Here is a 25,311-nt window from a genome sequence, read left to right as displayed (position 1 = left end):
AAACATGAACGCACCAACAAATCCAAAAGAACTCGAATTACAAACCGTTGAGTTCAAGCTCGATGGCAAGACCATCATTTCGTATGAAGGCGAAACGATTCTCAAAGCTGCTAAGCGACACGGGATTGATATTCCGCATCTGTGTTTTAAAGATGGCTATCGTCCAGACGGTAACTGCCGTGCTTGCGTAGTGGAGATTAATGGCGAACGTACTTTAGCGCCAAGCTGCTGCAGAAGTGCCACACCAGGAATGGAAGTTAAGGCCAATAGTGAGCGTGCTGTAAAGAGTCAAAAGTTAGTTCTCGAGATGTTGCTCTCCGATATGCCTGATGAAGGTTTTAAGTGGGTGGGCGATAGCAAAGAAGAAGAGCAAAAGAACCAACATGGTGAGCTTAGTACTTGGGCTGCCCGAATGGATGTCACTGTTCGCCCAGAACTCAAGGTGTTGCGTCGTGACAAAGTGAGTAACGATATTTCACATCCAGCGATGGCTGTGAATTTGGATGCATGTATTCAATGTAATCGTTGTGTACGCGCATGTCGTGAAGAGCAAGTAAATGATGTGATCGGTTACGCTATGCGTGGCGGTCATAGTGAAATCGTGTTCGACTTAAACGATCCGATGGGCGACAGTACTTGCGTTGCCTGTGGCGAGTGTGTACAAGCTTGCCCAACTGGCGCATTGATGCCAAAAGGCTTGATTGGTTCCCAAACGGTTGATCGCAAAGTAGACTCCGTTTGCCCATTCTGTGGTGTTGGTTGTCAAATTACTTACAACGTTAAAGATGAAAAAATTGTCAGCGTTGAAGGTCGCGATGGCCCAGCCAATCACAATCGCCTTTGCGTTAAAGGCCGTTTTGGCATGGACTACATCCACAACCCACAACGCCTCACCAAACCATTAATTCGTAAAGCGGGTGTTCCAAAGGATGAGTCTATCCTTGAAGGCAAACAAGACTGGTCCGACATCTTCCGCGAGGCTACTTGGGAGGAGGCTTTGGAGTTTGCTGCTGGAGGCCTCAAGAAGTTAAAAGATCAACACGGCTTAAAAGTATTGGCGGGCTTTGGTTCTGCCAAGGGCAGTAATGAAGAGGCTTATCTCTTCCAAAAGTTGGTTCGTACCGGTTTTGGTAGCAATAACGTAGATCACTGCACACGTCTTTGTCATGCATCATCTGTAGCAGCACTTCTCGAAGGTGTTGGCTCTGGTGCGGTAAGTAATCAGGTTAATGATGTTGAGCATTCCAGCTTAATTTTCTTGATTGGCTCCAATCCAACTGCAAATCATCCAGTTGCAGCTACTTGGTTTAAGAATGCTGCCAAACGTGGTGCCAAAATCGTCTTGTGCGATCCTCGCGCGACAGAAATTAGCAAGCACGCATGGCGCACAATGCAATTTAAGCCAGACACTGATGTGGCGATGCTCAATGCCATGATCTACACGATTATTGAAGAGGGCTTGGTTGATAAAGACTTTATTCAAAATCGTTCAAACAATTTTGAAGCGTTAAAAGAAAATATCAAAGGCTATAGCCCTGAAGCAATGGCGCCAATCTGCGGTATTCCAGCAGAAACCCTGCGTGAAGTGGCCAAAGAGTTCGCCACCACCAAATCTGCGATGATCTTGTGGGGCATGGGCGTAAGTCAACACGTGCACGGTACCGATAATGCCCGCTGCTTAATCGCCTTGGTTAGCATCACCGGTCAAATTGGTAAGCCTGGTTCTGGATTGCACCCATTGCGTGGTCAGAACAACGTACAGGGTGCCAGTGATGCTGGTTTGATTCCGATGATGTTCCCGAATTATCAGCGTGTTGATAATCCAGAAGCACATGCTTGGTTTGAGAAATTCTGGGGTACGCCATTAGATAAAAAACCTGGCTATACCGTGGTGGAGATCATGCATAAGATCACTGCACCCGATTCCGATCCGGATAAGATTCGTGGAATGTATGTCGAAGGTGAAAATCCTGCGATGAGTGATCCAGATTTGAATCACGCACGTCATGCGTTGGCAGCTTTAGAGCACTTAGTTGTACAGGATATTTTCATGACGGAAACAGCATTGCTCGCTGACGTCGTATTGCCAGCTAGCGCTTGGCCAGAGAAGGTTGGTACCGCAAGCAATACTGACCGTATGGTCCAAATGGGCAAGAAAGCCATTAATCCCCCTGGCGATGCAAAGCCTGACTTGTGGATTATTCAGCAAATCGCTAAAGGCATGGGCTTGAACTGGAATTACCAAGGTCCTGATGCCGGTGTTGCTGAGGTTTATGACGAAATGCGTCAAGCAATGCATGGTGCCATCAACGGTATTACCTGGGATCGCCTAGAAAAAGAATCCAGCGTTACTTATCCATGCTTATCTGCTGAAGATCCAGGTCGTCCGATCGTGTTTGATGACAAGTTTGATACCAAAGATGGCAAGGTAAAACTGGTTCCTGCTGACATCATTCCAGCGAATGAACGTCCTGATGCTGAGTACCCATTTGTATTGATTACTGGTCGTCAGTTGGAGCATTGGCACACTGGCAGCATGACACGCCGCGCTACAGTGCTCGATGCGATTGAGCCTATGGCTACTGTATCGATGAATGGCGAGGATATGACCCAGTTAGGCGTTACGGCTGGCGATGTGATCACCGTTCAGTCCCGTCGTGGTGATGTGGGCATCCACGTGAGAAGAGATGACGGCACACCAAGGGGCGTGATCTTTATTCCGTTTGCTTACTACGAGGCGGCGGCTAACTTGATCACCAATTCAGCATTAGATCCATTTGGCAAGATTCCAGAGTTTAAGTATTGCGCTGTGAAGCTGGCCAAAGGCGGTGAAGCAGCAAAGATTATGGGATACGGCACGAATGCCCCAGGTGGATCCAAGGTAACGTCTAACGTATAGCGACTACGGTTCTACTAAATCATAAAAGGGCTTCCACAAGAAGCCTTTTTGTATTTAGACCCTACTTTCTTATTTACTACTTTTGTAGTAAAATTGAGGAAAGGGGGTCAAAATGGGTATGCCAGTAAGAATTGATGATGATCTTTATGAGATGGCCAAGGTTGAGGCCAAGGTAGAGCATCGAACTATTGCTGGGCAAATCGAGTTTTGGGCAAAAGTGGGTAGGGCAGCAATTGATAATCCAGACTTGCCGGTTGCTTTCATTATGGAGTCGCTTGCGTCATTGGCTGAGCCTAGGGAGCAATCAACCCCATTTATCCCTCGCACCAGGAAGCTTTAATGGCGTATGACGTTTATCAAACACGCCGATTCCTAAGACAATACAAAAAATTAAATGACAAAACCGCTAAGGATGTTGATGACGCTGTAGTCCAGGTGGCTAAAAAACCCACGATAGGGGAAAAAAAGAAGGGCGACTTGTCTGAATTATGGGTATTTAAGTTTAGAAGTAGCAATCAGCTTTATTTACTTGGATATTCAATAGATGACGGTCTAAGGCTAATTTACTTGGAGTCCATAGGCTCCCATGAAAACTTCTACCGAGACATTAAGCGATAAATAAGCGAATATCCCTGACGACCTTTAGAATGAACCCCCTATGGCAAGTTCTAAACCCTCCCAAAACACCACTGCAAACCCTGAGCTTCCTGTCCTGATTATTGGGGCTGGATTAGCTGGACTGACTGTCGCCTTACATATGGCCGAATCTCAGCCGGTCATTCTGATGGCCAAACGAGGCTTAGGTGAGGCTGCTACAGCTTGGGCACAAGGTGGCATTGTTGGCGTTGTCGACAAAGAGCATGACAGCATTGATTCTCATGTGGCCGACACTTTGGATGCGGGTGCCGGTCTCGTGGTCGAGTCTACTGCGCGCTATATCGCTGAAGAAAGCGCTGATGCGATTCGTTGGTTGGTCGAGCAGGGTGTTCCATTCACAGAGGATAAATCTGGACCTATGGGTTTACATTTAACGCGTGAGGGCGGACACAGTCATCGCCGTATTGCGCATGCTGCAGATGCAACCGGTAAAGCCATTCATGAAGTGCTCTTGGATAAAGCGAGAGCCCATAAAAATATCCAGATCTTGGAGCATTGGATTGCACTCGATCTCATTACCAATCGTCAGTTAGATGTTAAGACGCAACGCACTAAACCCAATCGTTGCTATGGTGTATATGCACTCGATATCAAAAATAATCGCGTTGAAACCATTGAAGCAAAGTCAGTAGTATTGGCTACAGGTGGCGTTGGAAAGGTTTATCGCTACACCAGTAATCCAGATACTGCTACTGGCGATGGTATTGCCATGGCTTGGCGAGCGGGTTGTCGCGTAGGCAATATGGAATTCATTCAATTTCATCCGACTTGCCTGTACCACCCAAGCGATCGCACCTTCCTGATAACCGAAGCAATGCGTGGAGAGGGTGGTTTGCTGAAGTTGCCTGATGGCACCCGCTTTATGCCAGAGCATGATGACCGAAATGAGTTGGCTCCGCGCGATATCGTTGCCCGAGCCATCGACTTTGAAATGAAGAAGCACGGCTTGGACTATGTTCATCTAGATGCCACACATCTGGGTGAAGCATTTATTAAAGAGCATTTCCCGATGATTTATGCACGTTGTATGAGTCTTGGTTTAGATATCACTAAAGAACCTATTCCAGTGGTGCCTGCTGCACACTACACCTGTGGTGGTGTAGTGACCGACCTTAAGGGCCGCACCGATCTACCAGGACTCTATGCAGTTGGTGAGGCAACCTACACTGGGTTGCATGGCGCCAATCGTTTGGCAAGCAACTCATTGTTAGAGTGCGTAGTCATTGGCAAGGCTGCCGCAGAAGACATCTCCAATCTTAAGACCCCGGTGATGCCGCCCCTACCTTTATGGGATGAGAGCCAGGTTGAGGATGCCGATGAACAAGTCGTTATTGCCCATAACTGGGATGAGCTGCGCTCTCTGATGTGGAATTACGTTGGTATCGTGAGAACGAATCGTCGCTTAGAGCGAGCACTACATCGGATCAAGCTACTACGCTACGAGGTCCAAGAGTACTACGCTAACTTTAAAGTAACACGTGACCTGATCGAGCTCAGAAACCTACTGGAATGTGCTGAGCTAATCGTGCGCTCAGCCTTGATGCGCAGAGAAAGTCGCGGACTACATTACAGCCGCGACTACCCTGGTACTTGGGCGGTGTCCTATCCAACCATCTTAACCCCTCAAGCAGAGGGCGCTGAGGGCGATTCACAAGCCTAAAAGGCTGCTCTAATTCCTCTAAGCAGAGTTTTTGGTGATAAGCTAGCCACATCTCCAGAGGAATGATATGGCCAGTTTTAAAGAAGAAGTCAGCGAACATATCTCTGCCGTTTATCAAACGGCGGCAGATGAAATCAAGAATTGGTTCGGCGCTTTGCGAGAGGTCTGGCCACTTGTTATCTTATTAATTCTTGCTCTTTCTGTTCTGATTTGGTTTGCAAAGCCTGCGCCACCCAATAAAGTATTAATGGCAACCGGTACCGGTGGCTCCTACAAAGTATTGGGTGAAAAATATAAGGCCTACTTTGAGAAAAAAGGGATTGAACTTAAATTAGTGGAGACCCACGGCTCGAAAGAAAATCTTCAACATCTTATTGATCGAAAAGATCCAATTCAAGCAGCCCTTGTTCAGGGTGGAATGATTGCCGTTGATAATCTCTCTGGCGTGGAATCCCTTGGTAGTGTTGACTATGAGCCAGTTTGGATGTTTTACCGAAAGAATGCTTTCAACGAAAGTATTCATGTTTCCGATAGAGATATCGCTAAGCTCAAAATCAATATTGGCCCGGTGGGGAGTGGAACACGTACGCAGGCTCTCGGAATATTTAAACTCAATGGCCTAAAAGGTGATGCCCCTAATTTGCTTAGCCTTGGGAATGCTGAAGGCGTTAGTGCCTTAGAGCGTGGCGAAATTGATGCTGTGATTTTGGTGGATGGTTTTGATTCACCAAATGTGCAAAGACTCATTAAAAATCCAGGAATTAAACTAGCTTCATTCACGCGTGCTGACGCCTACACACGTTTATTGCCTTACTTTGAGGAGGTAACCGTGCCCATGGGCGGTTTTGATCTCGGGAAAAATATACCGGATCATCCTATTGAGCTGATCTCTACTACAACTAATCTCTTAATTGATAACCGCATGCATCCGGCGATTCAAGTTTTATTTCTAGAGGCTGCTCGAGAAATTAACGGCAATAAATCCTATTTTGCTAAAACAGGAGAATTTCCAGCTTATATGAATACTGAAGCCCCTTTAAGTGATGAGGCAAATTTTTTCTATGAAAAGGGCACTCCGACTTTGATGAAGTATTTGCCATTTTGGCTAGCAGAGTTCTTGGAGCGTATGTTCTTCCTGCTACTTCCTTTTGCTGCTTTTGCTTATCCCATTATCAAATCGATTCCTACTTACAGAACCAATCTTGCCAAGAAGCAAATTAATTCAATCTATAAAGAGCTGGATAAATTTGAGAAAAATACGATTGAAAGTTTTGATCCAACTCGCCGTGGCGAATATATTGAGGTGCTCAATGAGATGGAACGCAGGATTCTCAAATCAAAAGCAGCAAAGCTAGCAACTGCTGAATGCTATAGTCTGAGAAACAATATTGAATTTATTCGTAATGCGCTCGAGAAGCAGTTGATATACAGGGGCAGAGAAGGTTAAGGTAAGTTAAGCACGAATCTTACTAATTGGTTTTGTGTGCAGGCTAAGGCCAAGGGCTGTAAGTACCTTTAATACCGTATCAAAGCCCGGGATGCGATCACCAGATAGGGCTTTGTATAAGCTTTCTCTTGAGAGTCCAGATTCCTTGGCGACTTGGGCCATTCCTTTAGCACGCGCTATGTCACCAAGCGCTTTTGCTATAAACGCTGCGTCTCCGTTGGATTCCTCAATACACGCCTGTAGATAAAGAGACATTTCTTTGGGGGTGCGCAAATGTTCTGCTACATCATAAGGGCTGGTAACTGTTTTTTTCATCTCATTCACTATATGTGTTTTGCCAAATATTTTGCTATCTGAATATCTTTGCTCTGAGTTCTTTTATCGCCACCGATAAGTAATAGATATATCGCGCTCTGGTGTTTTGTGTAATAAATCCTATAGCCGGGTCCAAAATCAATCTTCATCTCAAAGACTTTGCTGCCAACGGATTTTGTATTTCCTGAATTGCCTTCAGCCAAACGTTTAATTCTGGCTTGAATTTTTGCCCTCCCCATCAAATCATTAAGGGAATCTAACCAGGACTTAAATTCTTCTGTTTTCCTTATTTCATGCATGCATTAATGTAGCCCATAGGATACATTAACTCTGTAGGAAAATCTATAATTTAGTTGTCAATTTACTGAAAAAATTAAAGAATACGCATCGAGAAATCAACCGCATGCACATCCTTGGTTAACTTACCAAGAGAGATGCGATCAACGCCAGTGCTGGCAATGGCGCGCATTTGATCTAAATTGATGCCGCCGGAGGCTTCAAGTAAAGCGCGACCAGCAGTAATCGCAACAGCCTGCTTCATTTGATCGGTTTTGAAATTATCGACCAAGATGCTCTTAGCCCCGGCAGCTAAGGCCTCTTCAAGCTCAGCAAAATTTTCCACTTCAATCTGAATATCCACCCCGGCATTTAATGCTTGTGCATTCTTTAATGCTGCAGTAACGCTACCAGCAGCAGCAATGTGGTTCTCTTTAATGAGAATGCCGTGCCAGAGAGCTAAACGTTGATTCTTACCACCACCCACTAGTACTGCATACTTCTGAGCCTGGCGTAATCCCGGAACCGTCTTGCGTGTATCCAGTACAGCGCAGCCTTTAGGATTGGGGCTAGCCCCCGCAATTGCATCAACGTGCTGTCGCGTAATGCTGGCAGTCCAAGAAAGGGTTTGTAAAAAATTAATACAGGTGCGCTCAGCAGAGAGTAGGGCTTGAGAATCGGCTTCAATGTCACAGACCTTGGTGTCGGGCCTCATTAAATCGCCCTCAAGGTAATGCCAAGTTACCTTTGCCTTAGGGTCAAGCTTTTTGAGTGTGCCTTCAAACCAATCTACACCACAAAGGACTGCTTCTTGGCGAACAATTAACTGTGCATGAACAGGTTTGCTTGGTACCAGCTTAGCAGTCCAATCTCCTGTGCCGATATCTTCCATGAGTGCGTCATGAATATTGCGTTGACGTGCTTGCTCTAAGGTTTCGTTGTATTCAAACATGAAGATCGATCAAAAAATGAAAAGAATTTAAAAAACTAAGCTGCACCAATATTCTTCACGAAACCATGCTGCGCTTTGGCTAAGAGGTCAGGATGATTTTTGGTGAAGTCGAGCATGCGGTCAATGCAGCCCAATGCTTCTACCCGAATAGACTCATCAATTAAAATTTCCCCGGAAGCATTCTCTAGACAACTTAAGATTCCTTGTAAGCCATTCATAGCCATCCAAGGGCAGTGAGCGCAGCTCTTACAGGTTGCACTATTGCCAGCGGTAGGAGCTTCAATCAGTTTCTTATCGGGAGCTAGTTGACGCATGCGATGCAAGATACCGTTATCCGTTGCAACAATATATTCCCTCGCAGTGCCCTCTACTACCGCCTTAATCATGGCAGAGGTTGAGCCTACAACGTCCGCAAGGTCAACTACTGCTTGTGGCGATTCAGGGTGAACCAAAATCATGGCATTTGGATGGGCTGCTTTGAGCATTTCGAGCTCCACGGCCTTGAATTCATCATGAACAATGCATGCGCCATTCCAGAGGAGCATATCTGCACCAGTTTGGTCTTGTATATAGCGACCTAGGTGACGATCAGGTGCCCAGAGAATCTTTTTACCCTCTAACTTCAGTTGGTGGACGATCGCCAAAGCGCAGGAGCTCGTTACCATCCAATCGGCTTGAGCCTTTACTGCAGCACTAGTATTGGCATAGACCACAACTGTTCGATCAGGGTGTAGAGCTCTAAATGCAGCAAAGTCAGTGGCATCACAACCTAAATCCAGAGAGCAGGTTGCATCTAAGTCTGGCATGAACACGCGCTTTTCAGGACTTAGAATCTTGGCGGATTCACCCATAAAGCGCACGCCCGCTACTACTAAGTTCTTGGCAGGGTGATTCTTGCCAAAGCGAGCCATTTCTAGAGAGTCCGCAACGTAACCACCAGTCTCCAAGGCTAAATCTTGAATGTCACCATCTACGTAATAGTGGGCAACTAAGGTGGCGTCTTTTTCAACTAAGAGCTTTTTAATGCGAGCAATGACAGCCGCTTTTTCGTCTCCGTGCAGTTGAGGGGGTGTCTTAGCCCAAGCTTGGGCAGTGCATGTAGCTCCAGCAGCATTTTGCTGTGGGTAATCAAAGGCAATTGGGGTGCTGACAGTTGAATTCATACGAAATCTTAACCTGTCTGCTCAGTTTTCTCTCAAACTCTTATTTAGAGGTAATTTCACCACCAGAATCCATCGAGGGTGGGATATGAATGAGTTGGAATTCATTTCAGATATTAAGCAAACAATTAATGCTAAACACATAGTTTTTATTAGCCATAAATCTTAGCTTTGCGTTTATAAAAACCAAAATTTTTGTGGATTACTTCTTCAAAAAATATCAATAAATAGTACGAAATTATTTGCTAATTAAACATAAATAATGACCTGGAAAAAAGACCCTAAATTACATCAATAAATTGTAAAAAATGATGACTTCATTTCATCTCAATATTGATCCATTTTTCATCAAAAAATTACAAAAAAATTCATATTAATTTGAAGGTAAATTTATCTTATTTTCGTATCTAAATTTTCGCTAATAAAAGATGAAAAATTCACCCAATGAGATGTCTCATATCCCCTTTTTTCGATACAGAAAAATGAATTAAATTTCAACAAAAAATACGCTCTAATTTGATTGAGAAATCATGAAATTTTTCACACTAATTTATTGCGTTGAAATGATGAGTTAAAAACTATCTTCACATATATTGCGCATATATTTTTGAACTGCTGTCAATTTAGATCCACTACCAAAGAGAGTTTTTCTATAGTAAATCATTGCAGCAACATGGGTTGATTCTGCAATAGTTTGGGTACTTGGGTTTGGGGTGCTGGTGGCCTGTAACCTAATGCACTATGCGGCCTGACATGGTTGTAGTGCTTGACCCACTCCCCCACGATGATCTGGGCTTCTTTAAGGTTGTAAAAGATCTCCCCATCCAAAAGGTTGTCTCTGAAGGTGCCGTTAAAGCTTTCACAAAAGCCATTCTCCCAAGGGCTCCCTGGTTCAATGTAAGCGGTTTTCACTCCAATACCAGATAACCAACTCCGCAGCTCTTTAGCAATAAATTCTGGGCCATTGTCCGATCGAATATATTGCGGGATACCATGGATCATCATGGCGTTTGCCAGTTGTTCAATCACTTGGACCGATCCAATCCTTCTAGCGCAGTGGATCGTTAGGCACTTTCGGGTGTATTCATCAATCATCGTGAGCATGCGGATCTTGCCCCCATAGGCATCTCTAATAAAGACAAAATCGTAACTCCAAACATGATTGGGGGCAGTAGCTCTTAGCCTCATGCAACTGCCATCGTTAAACCAGAGTCTGCCTCTAGGAGCTTGCTTTTGTGGGATCTTTAGGCCTTCTTGCCGCCAGATGCGAGCGACCTTTGCAGTAGTCGCTTGTCCCCAGCCGCTATTACGCATCATCCCAGCAATAAATCGATAGCCATACCGGCCATAGGTGCTAGCCATGCGGATGACTTCGGCTCTCAGCGGCTCTTCGTCATCTTTAGGCAGTGGCATATAGCGATAAGCTGCTCTGGATAGCCCCACTAAACTGCAGGCAGTCCGCTCAGAGATAGAATGCTGGTCCATGAGCAGCTGCGCTGCATTTTTACGCCTAGTAGGGCTTAGAAGTTTCCCTTAATGACTTCCTTGAGCATCACCTCTCGTAGTGATAAGTCCGCTACGAGCTTCTTAAGCCGGGTATTTTCCAGTTCCAGATCTTTGTACTTCTTTGCCTGATCGACCTTCATACCACCATAGATCTTGCGCCAGCGATAGTAGCTTTGCTCAACCGTTCCCACTTCTTTACAAGCTTGAGCTAAGGTTTTGCCATTGGTGGTTAAAACATCGATTTGACGCAATAAGGTGACGATTTGTTCGGGTTTAAGACGTTGACCTTTTGCCATATTTAGCACTCCTTTAAGGTGAGAGATTATCAACAATCCTCTCTTCTGGAGTGGTACTAAAAATCAGGTCAGTTCACTGCAGCAGCTAGTGATGCCAACGTCGCTACTGCCAATAAGTATGTGAGCCTAGGTACCTTGGCCCTGACTGGTGGTACTGGCACAACAGCAGCAAGTAACTATGTATTACCAGGCTCTAGCTTTAGCGCGAATGACGGCCTGACTATTAACGCTGCTACTGCTACAGTCGCTGCAACCAAGACCTACGATGGCACCACCACACTGACTAAACCACAAATTAGTATTACTGGTGTCGGTGGGGCAGTGATCGACTTTACTTTAGGTACTGCAGCAGCTAGTGATGCCAACGTCGCTACTGCCAATAAGTATGTGAGCCTAGGTACCTTGGCCCTGACTGGTGGTACTGGCACAACAGCAGCAAGTAACTATGTATTACCAGGCTCTAGCTTTAGCGCGAATGACGGCCTGACTATTAACGCTGCAACAGTGACCTTATCTGCCACGAAGACCTATGACGGCAACAACACTCTTGGTGCAGGTGCTGTCACTGTTAATACTGGTATCGCAGGCCAAACATTAACTTATAGCTCAGCTACTGCAAGCGACTCTAACGTTGCAACAGCTAATAAATATATTAGCGCTATTACATTAGGCAACTGTACCGGTGTAAGTTGCGTAGGTTTAGCAAGCAACTACCAGTTACCAACTTTAAATGCAACTAATGCGCCGGCTACTATTAATGCTTTAACAGTATCTTTATCTGCCACTAAAACCTATGACGGCAACAACACTCTTGGTGCAGGTGCTGTCACTATTAATACTGGCATCGCTGGCCAAACATTAACTTATAGCTCTGCGACCGTTAGCGATATCAATGTGGTTACTGCTAATAAATACATCACAGCTATCACTTTGGGTAATTGCTCTGGTATCGGCTGTGTTGGTACTGCAAGCAACTATCAGTTGCCAACTCTAAATGCTACTAATGCACCAGTAACCATTGGGCAGCTCTCTTCAGTTACTTACACCGGTAGTGCAGGGGGTTTATGGTCTATAGGTTCAAACTGGACAACTACAAGCACGCTAGGAATAACCAATATCACTGGTGCTACACCAACCTTGGGTAACGTAGCAACCATCGTTATTCCGGTTGGCGCTACCGTTGCCTATAGCAATGCTATGTCTGGTCTTACTCCAATTGCCGCTGTTGCGATTACCGATAACGGCACTATCAACTTTACTAATACCAATGCTGTGACGTTCTCGACCCCAATTTCGGGTACTGGTGCCATCACGATTAGCGGTAGTGGTGGTAGCTTGACCCTCGGCGCGGCTAATTCTTATAGTGGTGCTACCACGATTAATTCTGGTTCAAGCCTGAAGCTAGGAAATGCAGGCGCTGTAGGTATAAGCTCTGCAGCTACTATAAATGGTAGTTTAGATCTTAATGGCTATTCACCAAGCTTAGCTTCATTGGCCGGCACAAGCGGCACAATTACTACTTCAGTTGCTGGCACACAGATCATTACTGTAGGTAGCGGTAATGCTGCAACCAATTATGGCGGTGTAATTCAAAATGGATCTGGTACTGTTGCCTTGATCCAAAATGGAGCAGGCACACAAACACTCTCCGGTAACAATACCTATACCGGCGGTACTACGATTACTGCCGGAACAATTAGTGCCGGTAGTGGCAATGCGCTAGGTACAGGTGCGGTTGGTATTGGTTCATCTGGAACTCTTGATCTAGCCTTTAACGGAACCGTCACCTTGGGCTCAAGCCTAAGCATGGCTACTGGTGCAGCTATTACTAATAGTGCCAATACATCGAACCTCTATGTCACGGGAACTAGTGCCTTAAATGGAGCTATTAATACTGCTGGTAACCAAACTTATAACGGAGCATTGACCTTAGGCGCTAACACCGCCTTAAGCACTTTAAATGCTGGCGGAGCTAATACTAATGCTGCGGTGATATTCAATTCCACTGTTGATGGAACAACTGGTGCCGAGAGTTTGACTATTACCAACGGCAGTGGCGCAGTTACTTTTGCTAATAACGTGGGCGGCTCAACCGCATTGGGCTCACTCACTATTACTGGTGCCGCCCTAGCTACAGCACAAACTACAACATTGACCGGCAACGTCACAACGGCGGGTGCTCAATCCTTCGGCGGGAACCTCACCTTAAATCAAGATACCAACCTTAGAACAATAGCTAACGGAGCAATCACTATTGCAGGAGCTGTTGGTGGCAGCTCAACACCTCCATCCGTGACTTTCTACAATGCAGGCGGTGGAACATTTACCTATACCGGTGTAGTGACATTTGCTAATTCAAGCAATTCGTCTAGTCCAACCTGGGCCTTGTTGTATTCCAATGGCTTCAATGATCAGGCGACTTCCTTACTACTTTCTGCTGGCGCTTCCACCACGGTTTACCAAGATGGCGTTGGTAGTTCAGTGATTAACACGTTCACAAATGCTAGCTCAAGTGCGCAGCTATATACATTGAGCAGCAATCAAGGTTCTGCCTTTATTTTGACTGGCGGTGGAGTTGGAGCAACCGCTGTTACGATTACTACTGGTAACGGCGCAGTCAATATCGGCGGATCAGTTGTTGCAACTACTCTCTCCATCAACTCCAAATCCGCCTCCAGCAGCATCACTGGCGTCATTGGTGGATCTGCTGCTCTGAACTACAACGGTGCTATTGGGTATGCCGGAGTTAACACCGGAGTTCTGACTTTATCAGGCGCCAATACCGCTACTGGTAACACCAATATCAATGGCGGTACGCTTACTGTCTCCGGTAGCTTATCGAATAGCACCACCGTAGCCGTAGCCAATGGCGCTATTTATAACTTAGCTGCAAGTAATGCAATTGCTGCTTTAACTGGTGCTGGTAATGTCACACTAAACGCAAATACCTTAACGTTAGCTAATGCCGCAGGTACCTTTAGTGGCGTGATTTCCGGTACTGGCGGCTTGACCATCTCCGCTGGCACTTACACATTATCGGGTAACAATACATACACTGGTGCTACTGCAATCAATGGCGGCACTTTAACGGTCTCTGGTAGCTTATCAACCAGTACTGCTGTCACTGTGGCATCAGGTGCTAGCTATAACCTAGGCGGTACTGGTAATGCAATTACCTTAGCTAGCTTAACTGGTGCTGGCTCCTTGGCTTTGGGCGGTAACACCCTAACCATCAGCAATGCTGCTGATACCTTTAGCGGCATCATCTCTGGCACTGGCAGCCTCGTATTAACAACAGGCACTCAGACTCTGTCTGGTGCTAATACCTACACTGGTACAACAACTATTAACGGTGGTACTTTAATCATCACCAATAACACTGGCTTAGGTAGCGTGAGTGGCGGGGCGGTAACGGTTGCTAATGGCGCTACCTTGGATCTACAAGGTGTCACAGTCGGCGCTAAAGCCATTACGCTCAATGGCGGAACACTCAAAGATGTCACCAGCTCCTTAGCAGGCAATATCACCTTAACTGCAGACAGCATCTTCTTGACTAATGCTGGTGATACGCTCACCTTATCAGGTGTGATCTCTGGTGGCTTTAACATTACCAAGACTGGTGCTGGTACTGTTGTACTCACAGGCGCTAATACTTACACTGGTACTACCACTATCTCAGCAGGTACCTTGGCCTTAAGTGGTTCAGGTTCGATTGCCAGCTCTAGTGGTGTGATCAATAATGCTACTTTTGATATCACCAACTCTACTGGCGGTGGTGCTACCGTTACCGCTCTGACTGGCAGTGGCAATACCATCTTAGGCGCCAACACCTTAACCATTAGTAACGCAGCCGGCACTTACAGCGGCGTGATCTCTGGCACTGGCAACCTCGTATTAACTACTGGTACTCAGACTCTGTCTGGTGCTAATACCTACACTGGTACAACAACTATTAACGGTGGTACCTTGGCCTTAAGTGGTTCAGGCGCCATCGCAGCATCGTCTAGCATCATTGATAACGCCATCTTCAATATCAGCGCTACAACGAGCGGGGCTTCAATCATTAGCCTAGCGGGTAGCAATGCCGGCTCAGTCGTATTGGGTACCAAGACTCTCACCATCAGCAATGCTGCTGATACCTTTAGCGGCATCATCTCTGGCACTGGCAACCTCGTATTAACAACAGGCACTCAGACTCTGTCTGGTGCTAATACCTACACTGGTACAACAACTATTAACGGTGGTACGCTTTCTTTAGGATCGTTAGGTGCAATTGGCTCAGTTGGTATTATTAGCTTCAATGGTGGCACATTGCAGTACACACTTCAAAATACTATCGATTACTCATTGCGTTTTAGCACTACCGCCAATCAGCAATACAAGATCGACACAAATAGTCAAAACATTACTTTTGTTACAAGTTTAAATAGCGTTGGAGGCTCTTTAACCAAGCTAGGACTTGGCAGCCTCACATTGACCTCCGCAAATACTTACTCTGGTGTAACTATAGTCTCTGCGGGATCTTTAATATTAGGAAGCGCTGGAAGCATTGCTAATTCAAGCAAGCTATCTCTGAATGCTGTGCTAGATATCTCTGCAACATCTGGCGCTTCACTTGTCAGTTTGTCGGGTGCTAATATCGGTAGACTCGTCTTAGGCGCTAAAAATTTAACCCTCACTAATGCGCTAGATACCTTTAGCGGCGTTATTTCTGGAACGGGGGGCGTTCTTATTAACGGTGGCGTACAAACCTTATCTGGCGTCAATACATACCAAGGTAATACAACACTTGCAACTGGAGCCACCTTGATTTTGGGCAACGCTTCTGCACTAGGTAGTGGTGTGTTAAATACTGCTGGTGGATCTCTTGGTATGACTGCGGATCTAACAGTGGCGCTGAATAATTTGACTGTAAATGGCGCCATCACCCTTGTAGGTGATATTCGTTCTATAGGCTCACAGCTTTTTAACAATACCGTAAGCCTGAATCCTACGGGTAACGTCATTGTCCCAGGAACAATTACGATCACCACAACAAATAGTCCAATTACCTTCAATGGAATGATTATCAGCTCCGCTGCAACACCTGCTTCATTGACTATTAATGCTGGTACGGGCCTTGTTACGATCAATGGTAGCGTCGGTATAACCACTATCACCACTGCAGTCTCTGGTTTGCCATTAACTTCTGCGCTCGATAATTTAACTATCAATGCAGGAAAGATCTACATGCTTGCTGATGCTTTAACACGCTCAACTCAAACTTATAATGGAGCGGTAAGTATTGGCGACAATGGAGTCAAAGGCGCTCTATATGAATATTATCTGTCTCGATTCGTTGCTATTGATCCGCTAAAGCCTGCGCCAATTCTTCTAAATCCAATTTTTGCCAGAACATTTATCTCTATTGATCCGAGCATAACCTTTACTGGTACCGTAGATGATTTAGTTCTAAATACTCACTCTCTATATACAGCCGCAATTACACAACTCGCACCTGCAGATGCTGGATTTACTGCACCTGAGATTACATTTAGTGCTGCAATCGGAAAAATCAAGCCGCTCTATTCGATTAACCTATTAACTATGCAGAGTACAAATCCAAGTGTTTACATCGGCGCCATTAATCTTAAGGGGGAGGTCAACACCTTCTCTAATCAAGACTATCGCTCAGCAACTCTCACTGCGGACCCAAATGCGCCTTCTAATGTAATGACATTTACAGTTGATGATGTCAACGCAAAAATTTCATTTGATCTGTTTAAGGCAACTAATGGCACGTACTCTCTCACCAATGGCAATGGTTTGGATACATTGATCTTTAATGGGCCAGCACTCTTTAATGGAAGTACAGCATCCCCCTTATTGCCCGCAGGAAAATGGACGTCAGTCGCATTTGCAAACTCTTTGACTGCTGTGAAAATTGCAACGCAGTTGGCAGCAGATCAGCTGGCAGCGGCACAGTTATCAGCGCAGATGGCAGCAGATCAACTGGCGGCGGCACAATTAGCAGAGCAGAAAGTAGCAGTTGCTCCACCAGCTGCCATTGCGAAAAAAGCTAGCAATAATGCTTCTTCGGGTATTGCAGATGTGGCCAAGGCTCTCTCAGGCATTATGAACAATACAAACTTTGAGGTTCCTAAAGCTGGCTCTGCTGGCACTGTAGAGGTTGCTATGGGCGGCTCAACTCGTGCTGCAAGCTACTCTGAAGTAGTCAAGGACGATAAGGTGGGTGAGAAGCTATCCAATAAGGCTGGATCACTCACTGAGGTGGCAAAGGATGAAAAGGCTCTTCGGAATACCACTTCTGGAGCATCTGATGTTACAAATGCTTCAGGCGATGAGCAATCGGCCCAGAGAGCAAGCGGCGCATCAGCAGAGGCCGGCAGTTCTAATGCATCCAAGTCTGATAAACCAGCAGATAAGAGCACCAAAGAGCAGAATTGCAACAATTCAACAACAAACTGCGATCAATCACCTAGGTAACTTACTGCACCAAGTGGCGCAGTAAGTTATTTTTTTCTCGAGTATTGAGGCTAATTAAAATGGCAGATTTGCACTAGGCTTAGCCGCTAAAAGGGCCGCCTTAAATTCGCCTTGAATGCGTTTAATCGCATCTTCGCTATCAGCCTCAAAGCGCATGACTACAACCGGGGTGGTATTGGAGGGTCTAGCTAAACCAAAACCATCGGCATATTCAACCCGTACACCATCAATAGTATTAATGGACTCAGATGTTGGGAATTTGGCATTGGCTTTGATTTGTTTAAGAATGGTAAACGGTTCACCTTCTATGCAGGTAAGCTGTAGCTCTGGGGTGCAAATTGCATTCGGCAAATCATTGAGGGTTTTGTTTGGATCTTTCTCTTTGCTTAGGATCTCAAGTAAACGCGCACCAGTATAAAGTCCATCATCAAAACCAAACCAACGATCTTTGAAGAATATGTGACCGCTCATTTCACCTGCAAGAGGAGCCCCCGTTTCTTTAAGTTTGGCCTTAACTAAGGAGTGCCCCGTTTTCCACATGAGTGGCTCACCACCATGTTGCTTAACCCAGGTGGCTAGGTTGCGTGTGCACTTCACGTCATAAATAATCTTCTCACCAGGATTGCGTGAAAGTACATCCTTGGCAAATAGCATCATTTGGCGATCTGGGAAGATGATTTGACCGTCTTTGGTTACCACGCCTAAGCGGTCTGCATCACCATCAAAGGCAAGACCCAATTCGTTATCGGTAGTTTGTAAGTTCTTAATTAAGTCCTGCAGGTTCTCAACATGGGCTGGATCTGGATGGTGGTTTGGAAAATGACCGTCCACTTCGCAAAAGAGCTCTTGTACTTCACATCCTAGGGCTCTAAAGAGTTTGCCAGCAAATGCGCCACCAACACCATTACCGCAATCGATAACAATCTTCATGGGACGAGCTAACTTAACGTCGCTCACAATGCGCTCTAGGTACATTGGAAAAATATCAAATGTGCTGCGTGCACCTTGACCAATAGCAAATTGCTTAGCTTCAATGCGTTTGCGCAATGCCTGAATTTGATCGCCATAAATTGCGGCACCACCCAGAACCATCTTGAATCCGTTGTAATTTGGTGGGTTATGGCTACCGGTAATCATGATTCCGGATTTTGGTTTCTTGCCATTTAGTGTTTGATTGGCGCCAAAGTAAACCATTGGTGTTGCAACCATTCCTAAATCAATGACATTAATGCCGGTAGAAAGCAATCCTTCAGTCAAGGCCTCAATTAAGCTAGGGCCAGATAGGCGACCATCGCGACCAATCACAATTTCGGTTTCACCTAGCTCACGCATCCCCGTTCCAAACGCTTGACCAATAAGTTTGGCTATCGATGGATCTAAGGTTTCATCAATAATGCCCCGAATGTCATAAGCTTTGAAAATTGAAGGAGAGAGTTCCATGAGCGTTCTTTCGATGTCTAGACTGAGGCTAGAACTATTAAAAACTATTGATTAAATAAATTAATGCGGGCGGCCGTTACTTCATCAATGCCGGAATCCGCCTGAGCAGAGCCACCATTATTTAAGGCAGCCTCGATTGGCTTGGCAAGGACTTTACCAAGCTCCACACCCGGTTGATCAAAGCTATTGATGTTCCACAAAGAACCGAGTACAGCAGTGCGATTTTCATACAGCGCTAAAAGCGCCCCTAAATAGAAGGCATTGAGCTTAGGCAAGATCAGCAGGTTGCTAGGGCGTTTACCAGGGTAAGTGTTATTTGGATTATTAGTCTTCTTGCCATTAGCCAACGCCTGAGATTGAGCTAAGCAGTTAGACAACAGGATGCGGTGATGTTCTTTGGCCTCTGGCAAATGACTCATCGGTTCACGTACGGCAATGAAATCAATCGGAATGACTTCGGTGCCTTGATGTAGTAACTGGAAGTAGGAATGCTGTGCATTGCTACCAGAGCTACCAAAGACTACTGGGCATGAGAACTTGACTGGTTTGCCATCACGATCGACGCTCTTGCCATTACTTTCCATATCAAGTTGCTGCAACCACTTCGGAAACCAATCCAATGCATCCGCATATGGAATAACCGCATAAGATTTAATGTTGTGTTTCTCTTGCTGATAAAGCAGGCTCAGCGCCATGATTACCGGAATGTTTTCCTCAAGAGGGGCAGACTTAAAGTGCTGATCCATTGCTTGAGCACCAGCTAGGAGCTGCTTGAAGGTATCAAAGCCATATTGCAGGGCAATTGGCAAACCTACGGCAGACCATACGGAGTAACGGCCTCCGACCCAGTCCCAAAAAGGATAGATGTGGTCTTGGTCAATGCCAAATGCTTCTGCGGCAGGAACGTTTGCTGTTACAGCAAAGAGTGATTTACTTACTTGACTATCGGTAAGACCATTATTTTTAAGCCACCTCACCACAGCCTGTGCATTCATGGTCGTCTCAAGCGTTGTGAAGGACTTGGAGACAATAATGACCTTGGTGCTGTGCGGTAAAGCGCGTTGCAATATGCGGGCTAAATCAGCGGTATCGATATTCGCCAAGAAATGCATCCGCATGCCACGACTTTCAATATCGGGAACATGGGCTAAGGCTTCAATGGCGAGGCGCGGGCCAAAATCAGATCCACCAATACCAATGTGAATGACATCAGTGACGCCAACCCACTTATTGCATAGGGCTTCAATACGATGCCAAACTTGAGCAACGTCTGGCATGACATCTTTGCCATTTACCAATACGGGAGATTGGTCAAGGTTGCGCAGAGCAGAGTGCAGGGCAGGACGATTTTCAGAGTTGTTCACTGGCTTGCCAGCGAATAGGTCGGCAATAAACTGCTCTAAATGCGCATCTTTAGCCTGCTTAAAGAGGGATTTCCAACCGGCAGCATCAATGCCTTGATAAGCGCTATCTAAAACGATATCTTGGGCGCTAAATAGGGTTTTTGGGTTATCTGCAGCTGGTTTTGAAGACATCTATAGATTTTATCAAGAAGTACCCCAAAACCCACTAAAACACTGAAAATGTTACGATTTCGGGATGCAAATAGCAAAAATTCAAGGCTTGGGCAGATAAATGGATCAAGTCGACTGTGTTGTCATCGGTGCCGGGGTTGTAGGTCTGGCCGTTGCGAGAGAAATGGCCCTGCAGGGTCGAGAAACGATTTTGCTAGAGCGAGAAAGCGCTTTTGGCACGATCAGCAGCGCGCGCAATAGCGAGGTTATTCACGCTGGCATCTATTACCCCAAAGATTCCCTAAAGGCAAAGCTCTGTGTTGAGGGCAATCGCATGTTGTACGAGTACTGCCGGAGCCATCAAGTAGCTACGCAGCCTTACGGCAAACTTATCGTGGCTACTGATTCAAACCAAATTGATGATCTGCAGGCCCTTTTATATAAAGCTCAAAATAATGGTGTGCCCGAGATCAAGATGATTTCTGGTGAAGAAGCTAAACAGTTAGAGCCACAGCTTCATTGTGTAGCAGCCATTCTGTCATCAAGTACAGGCATTGTGGATAGCCATGGATTTATGCTTTCCTTATTGGGTGGCTTCGAGGATGCGGGCGGCATGGTGGCTTATCAATCGCCGCTGATCAGCGCAAAGCCTATTGGTGACAATGCCAAAGATGGCTTTGAATTAGAAATTGGTGGCACGGATGGAATGCACATTCAAACAAAGTTACTGATTAATTGCGCGGGCATGAGTGCACCAGCAGTGGCACAAAAAATTCAATCATTAAGTAAAGATCAAATTCCCAGAGCCTATTTTGCTAAAGGCAATTATTTTTCTCTTTCAGGAAAATCACCATTCAATCACTTGATTTATCCGATTCCCGAGCCTGGTGGTCTAGGGGTGCATCTCACTTTAGACATGGGAGGACAGGCTAAATTTGGTCCCGATGTGGAATGGCTTGAAATCCACGAGGAAAATCAAATTGATTACACGGTTAATCCCACAAGGGGTGATGGCTTTTATGAGGCAGTAAGGCGTTATTGGCCCGGTCTAAAAGACCAGGCATTACAACCCGATTATTCAGGTGTTAGGGCTAAAATAGTCCCGCCTAATGCCCCGGCAGGCGACTTTTGTTTTAACACCCCTAAAGAACATGGGCTTCAAGGCCTCTTTAATCTATATGGCTTTGAGTCCCCCGGATTAACCTCCAGCCTTGCGATTGCCAAGCATTTAGAAGGGCAAATCAAAAGTTCTTTATAATCTGATGCTTGAATCAACCGTGATTCACAGTAAGCAGAATTAAAGGAAGAGTGGCAGAGCGGTTGAATGCACCAGTCTTGAAAACTGGCGAGGATGAAAGTCCTCCGTGAGTTCGAATCTCACCTCTTCCGCCAAGTTAAATGTGAAAAAGCCCAGCAACTACTTGCTGGGCTTTTATCTTTCTAGCTCCTAGAAAAGAGCTACTAAAGAACTGCTGAAGAACTACTGCATTTCTTGATTACTTCTTAGCTGGTGCAGTTACCACTGCAGCAATCGCTTCTGTGTAAACCACTTTTACTTGATCGTTTACGGCAATATCTTTCATCAAGTCAGGATTCTGAACCTTAACCTTGAAAATATTTCCTTGTGGACCTTTTAAAGAAACGATATTTTTAGCTGCATCAATTGCTTCAACATTGGCTGTAGCAGTAACAGTGTTGGTAGTGATCATGCCTGGCTTATCGCCTTGCGGAGCAGTCGTAGTGCTGGTGCTAACTTGCTCACTGGTTGTGCCTGGATTTTTTACCTTAACTAATTCAATAGCTACAGCAAGTTCATACACAACATCAAAATGGTCGCCCACTTTAATTTCAGCAAAGTTCTTCACTTCAGGGCCCGCAACGATAGAAGTTTCGCCGTCTTGGTTTTTGAGGGTAACTGTGCGAGTTGCAGCATCAATTTTGGTTACTTCACCATCATAGATAAGCGCGGATTCTTGAGCAGTTACGCCAGCAATAGGAGCCTTTGGTTTAGTGAGGAATAAGTAGCCGCCAACTGCGATTGCAGCAATGACGACAGCAATGATAATTTTTTTCATAATAGTTTGATCCTTATGGATGTTGAAAGAGCATCACCACTGAGTGGTAATGCGGAAAATAGTAAATCCTAGCAATTTAGCATTTGTGGCTATTGTATTGCCCATATTAGAAGCTGGCAGCTAGGCCAATAGAGGTGCCATGCACGTTTTGACCAAACTGATACCTAAATACGACTCTAATGCGAGTAAATATAGGGTCAGATGCGCTTCGGTCTAATTCTATGCCGGTGCCTACGGAGGAGAGGGAGTTAAACCCCAGGGCTCCTCGTAAGTCGCCCAGGAACTCGGTATGCGCCACTTCAAATACCGCTCTTAGTGGCCTATCTAATAATGTGATGGGTGTTGGAATGCGACTGCGAGCCCAAAGCGCCAGACTTTGCGAATCGGCAGAGCCTTGCACTGCAGTTGAGGTGTCAAATGTTTGTACTGGGATATTGGTGTAACGCAGCTCCACATCAATTTCTTGATCGGGTTTGTAGTTCTCATAATCCAGCATGACCGAGCCACCCAAACCATAAGAATTCATGCGACCGCCATTAAGGAACTGCAAGTCGATACCTTTCTGATTCTGGATGACTCTAGAGGCAATAGATATATCGCTCTCTAAATGTCCGAGCATGACATTAGCTATAGGTCGAAAGCGGAGTTCATTGGTGATTGGAAAATCCCAACCAATACCGCCGGTGCCCGTAACGCTATTCCAATGAACTGGTACCGTAACAGATGTGTTGGCGATGCCATCGCTAAAAGTTGGGTTGTAACGATTAACTGCCAAGGTCCCCTCTAAATAGAGTGGAAAGTTTGCGCTAATTCGATCACCACCTCCTAGAGAAATCATTTGCAAGTCGGAGTTATCACCGCCATTGTTACGGATCGATAACGAGCCTGTTGTCACATCTGGAGTAAGTGAATAACCCGTAATCGTCATAAAAGCATCAGCGCGCTTTTTGAGGTAATTGTTAGCGGCGTTATAAAACGCCGATTGGGCATGTGCAAAGCCAATCCCGGCGGCAAATAGGGTGACAAAGAAAAGGAGCTGGGATCTACTAAAAGGCCGCATGACAGCCATTTTAGCGAATCAATTCAGTGGATGTACCATAGCAAATATGAAGCTGCTCATTTCTATCTACTTCTTTATTCTGGCCGTCATTCAGATGGGCCTATTTTTTGGAATCTATCACTATTACCGCTCTCAGAATCTCCTGAGACCCAGTTTTTATTGGATGTCATCCCTGCTAGTCAATGTGGTGGGGTTATTTATTTTTGGGACAGGAATTATTACTCTTCAAAATATTGCAAATCCAGAATTTAATTTCACGGTAGCCAATACCTTCTTCTATGTGGCAACGATGTTGCAAGCTTTATTTTGTCAGTCTCTCAATCATGAAGTTTCTAAACGAGTAAAGATAGCTGCTTCAGTTTCTGTCCTCATTTTTGTTGTTGTATTTGATTCCCTGCGTCTGCATGGATCTTTTGAAAGTCGTACTGCAGTAATGGCAGGGCTTGCTAGCCTTTTTTATTGCTGGCAAATCTATGAGCTAGGCAAGAAGAGAAAATCTTCCCCATCTAAGCAATTGGTTTATATGCAATATGCCAATTTTGCTGAAATGTTTTTTGCGTTAGGACGATTCGTCACCATGGTTGCCTCGGCCTTTACCATTCGTCAAGTTGATCAGATTCCACAGCTGCTGATCCTGTTTACCATTTCCCAACTCGTGATGAATACCTTGTCATATATTGCGATTGGGGGATACTGGGCCGAGCAAATTACTATTGCGAATATCGAAACAGCGAATGAAAGTGAAGCTACTAAAGCCCATTTACATGAGCGAGAGCTCCTCATCGCATCGCTATTAAAGGCCAATAAGACCGCCAGTACCGGAGCTTTATCGGCCTCTATTGCACATGAGCTTAATCAGCCCTTGGGGGCCTCAAGTCTGAATATTCAATTTTTGCAAAAGAAACTTTCTGAAGGCGAATTAAATCCTGACTTACAGAAAGAAGTTTTAGATTCTTTGTTGGCAGACAATCAGCGTGCAGCAAGCATTATTCGCTCCCTTAGATCGGTATTCGCTGATGAAAAGATGGCATCTGCTAAAGTTGATCTTGCTGAATTAATTGATTTAGTACTCACCATTGCCCGCCCAGAAATTGTTAATCAGAATATTCAGATGATTCTCAAGTTAGAGGAAAACTTGTTTATCACTGCTAATAAGGGGGAACTTCAACAAGTCCTATTGAATTTGGTCATCAACGCAATTGATGCATTGAAGTCGACTGAAAATTTAAATAAATCTATTACGATTCGAGGCGAGCACAGTAGTGCTGGTTTTCAAATATCGATTGCAGACACAGGCTCAGGAATTGATGAACAAGTACAGGCCCACATGTTTGAGCTGCTTTCAACCACCAAAAGCTCCGGTATGGGAATTGGTCTCTGGTTGTGTAAGCATATTGTGATGAGGCACGGCGGATCTATCTGGTTTGAGTCATTCCCAGGTAAGGGAACTACCTTTTTCGTTGGTTTACCTGTAGTTGCAGTCTACGCAATTTAATATCCTGAATAGGCTGACATTAGCTGTGGGGCTAATTGCCATTGATTAGCTCAAACATATCATTGAAGTAATC

At 45.3% G+C, this 25,311-nt stretch carries 17 protein-coding genes and 1 tRNA gene; 9 read left to right on the top strand and 9 right to left on the bottom strand.

What is annotated here, in order from left to right; all coding sequences use genetic code 11:
* Positions 1-4 precede the first annotated feature (4 nt).
* The 5 genes from fdhF (at position 5) to ICV90_RS05910 (ending at position 6,663) form a co-directional block, all read left to right on the top strand.
* Entirely contained in the window at positions 5-2,899 is a 2,895-nt protein-coding gene (gene fdhF, locus ICV90_RS05930; protein ID WP_215357013.1) for a formate dehydrogenase subunit alpha, read from the top strand.
* Between the two features lie 112 nt (positions 2,900-3,011).
* Positions 3,012-3,239 (top strand): ParD-like family protein, encoded by a 228-nt coding sequence (locus ICV90_RS05925; RefSeq protein WP_215357011.1) that lies wholly within the window; start codon positions 3,012-3,014, stop codon positions 3,237-3,239.
* Entirely contained in the window at positions 3,239-3,517 is a 279-nt protein-coding gene (locus ICV90_RS05920) for a type II toxin-antitoxin system RelE/ParE family toxin (RefSeq protein ID WP_215357009.1), read from the top strand. Before ICV90_RS05925 ends, ICV90_RS05920 begins: the two co-directional genes overlap by 1 nt.
* Before the next feature lie 40 nt (positions 3,518-3,557).
* On the top strand, positions 3,558-5,216 hold the full coding sequence (gene nadB, locus ICV90_RS05915) for an L-aspartate oxidase (protein WP_215356999.1): 1,659 nt from the start codon (positions 3,558-3,560) through the stop codon (positions 5,214-5,216).
* Between the two features lie 67 nt (positions 5,217-5,283).
* Positions 5,284-6,663: a TAXI family TRAP transporter solute-binding subunit gene (locus ICV90_RS05910; protein ID WP_215356997.1), complete on the top strand. Its 1,380-nt coding sequence runs from the start codon at positions 5,284-5,286 to the stop codon at positions 6,661-6,663.
* A 6-nt stretch (positions 6,664-6,669) separates the two neighbouring features.
* Here ICV90_RS05910 and ICV90_RS05905 read toward each other — a convergent pair whose 3' ends face one another.
* From ICV90_RS05905 to ICV90_RS05885, 5 genes are all read right to left on the bottom strand, one after another.
* The gene (locus ICV90_RS05905; RefSeq protein WP_215356995.1) at positions 6,670-6,978 is read right to left on the bottom strand and encodes an addiction module antidote protein; all 309 of its coding nucleotides are present in this window, start codon (positions 6,976-6,978) and stop codon (positions 6,670-6,672) included.
* 8 nt (positions 6,979-6,986) lie between these two features.
* Positions 6,987-7,277 (bottom strand): type II toxin-antitoxin system RelE/ParE family toxin, encoded by a 291-nt coding sequence (locus tag ICV90_RS05900; RefSeq protein WP_215356993.1) that lies wholly within the window; start codon positions 7,275-7,277, stop codon positions 6,987-6,989.
* 74 nt (positions 7,278-7,351) lie between these two features.
* On the bottom strand, positions 7,352-8,206 hold the full coding sequence (gene nadC, locus ICV90_RS05895; RefSeq protein ID WP_215356991.1) for a carboxylating nicotinate-nucleotide diphosphorylase: 855 nt from the start codon (positions 8,204-8,206) through the stop codon (positions 7,352-7,354).
* A 35-nt stretch (positions 8,207-8,241) separates the two neighbouring features.
* Positions 8,242-9,369: a quinolinate synthase NadA gene (gene nadA, locus ICV90_RS05890; protein ID WP_215356989.1), complete on the bottom strand. Its 1,128-nt coding sequence runs from the start codon at positions 9,367-9,369 to the stop codon at positions 8,242-8,244.
* A gap of 657 nt (positions 9,370-10,026) precedes the next feature.
* Positions 10,027-11,168 (bottom strand): IS3 family transposase gene (locus tag ICV90_RS05885; RefSeq protein WP_215356987.1). Its coding sequence is split into 2 segments (ribosomal slippage): positions 10,027-10,901 and positions 10,901-11,168, totalling 1,143 coding nucleotides; the frame shifts between segments, so codons are not numbered across the junction.
* A 120-nt stretch (positions 11,169-11,288) separates the two neighbouring features.
* On the opposite strand from ICV90_RS05885, the gene ICV90_RS05880 reads away from it, so the two are divergent.
* The gene (locus ICV90_RS05880) at positions 11,289-17,654 is read left to right on the top strand and encodes an autotransporter-associated beta strand repeat-containing protein (RefSeq protein ID WP_215356985.1); all 6,366 of its coding nucleotides are present in this window, start codon (positions 11,289-11,291) and stop codon (positions 17,652-17,654) included.
* 54 nt (positions 17,655-17,708) lie between these two features.
* Here the strand turns inward: ICV90_RS05880 and ICV90_RS05875 are convergent, their stop codons facing one another.
* The gene (locus ICV90_RS05875) at positions 17,709-19,094 is read right to left on the bottom strand and encodes a phosphomannomutase/phosphoglucomutase (RefSeq protein ID WP_215356983.1); all 1,386 of its coding nucleotides are present in this window, start codon (positions 19,092-19,094) and stop codon (positions 17,709-17,711) included.
* A gap of 44 nt (positions 19,095-19,138) precedes the next feature.
* Positions 19,139-20,629, bottom strand: a complete 1,491-nt coding sequence (pgi, locus tag ICV90_RS05870; protein WP_215356981.1) for a glucose-6-phosphate isomerase — start codon at positions 20,627-20,629, stop codon at positions 19,139-19,141.
* 100 nt (positions 20,630-20,729) lie between these two features.
* Between pgi and ICV90_RS05865 the strand changes: the two genes are divergently transcribed.
* Entirely contained in the window at positions 20,730-21,866 is a 1,137-nt protein-coding gene (locus ICV90_RS05865; protein WP_215356973.1) for an NAD(P)/FAD-dependent oxidoreductase, read from the top strand.
* A gap of 44 nt (positions 21,867-21,910) precedes the next feature.
* Positions 21,911-22,000, top strand: a tRNA-Ser gene (locus ICV90_RS05860).
* Positions 22,001-22,104: 104 nt separating this feature from the next.
* Here the strand turns inward: ICV90_RS05860 and ICV90_RS05855 are convergent.
* Complete coding sequence (locus ICV90_RS05855; protein ID WP_215356971.1) at positions 22,105-22,683, bottom strand: hypothetical protein; 579 nt, start codon at positions 22,681-22,683, stop codon at positions 22,105-22,107.
* A 106-nt stretch (positions 22,684-22,789) separates the two neighbouring features.
* Positions 22,790-23,743, bottom strand: a complete 954-nt coding sequence (locus ICV90_RS05850; protein WP_251367698.1) for a hypothetical protein — start codon at positions 23,741-23,743, stop codon at positions 22,790-22,792.
* Positions 23,744-23,789: 46 nt separating this feature from the next.
* Between ICV90_RS05850 and ICV90_RS05845 the strand changes: the two genes are divergently transcribed.
* Positions 23,790-25,238, top strand: a complete 1,449-nt coding sequence (locus tag ICV90_RS05845; protein ID WP_215356969.1) for a sensor histidine kinase — start codon at positions 23,790-23,792, stop codon at positions 25,236-25,238.
* Positions 25,239-25,311 lie beyond the last annotated feature (73 nt).

The organism is Polynucleobacter sp. JS-JIR-II-b4 (assembly GCF_018687815.1).
GTDB lineage: Bacteria > Pseudomonadota > Gammaproteobacteria > Burkholderiales > Burkholderiaceae > Polynucleobacter.
The sequence above is the reverse complement of the archived record's forward strand: the minus strand, read 5'-3'. Positions and strand labels throughout refer to the sequence as shown.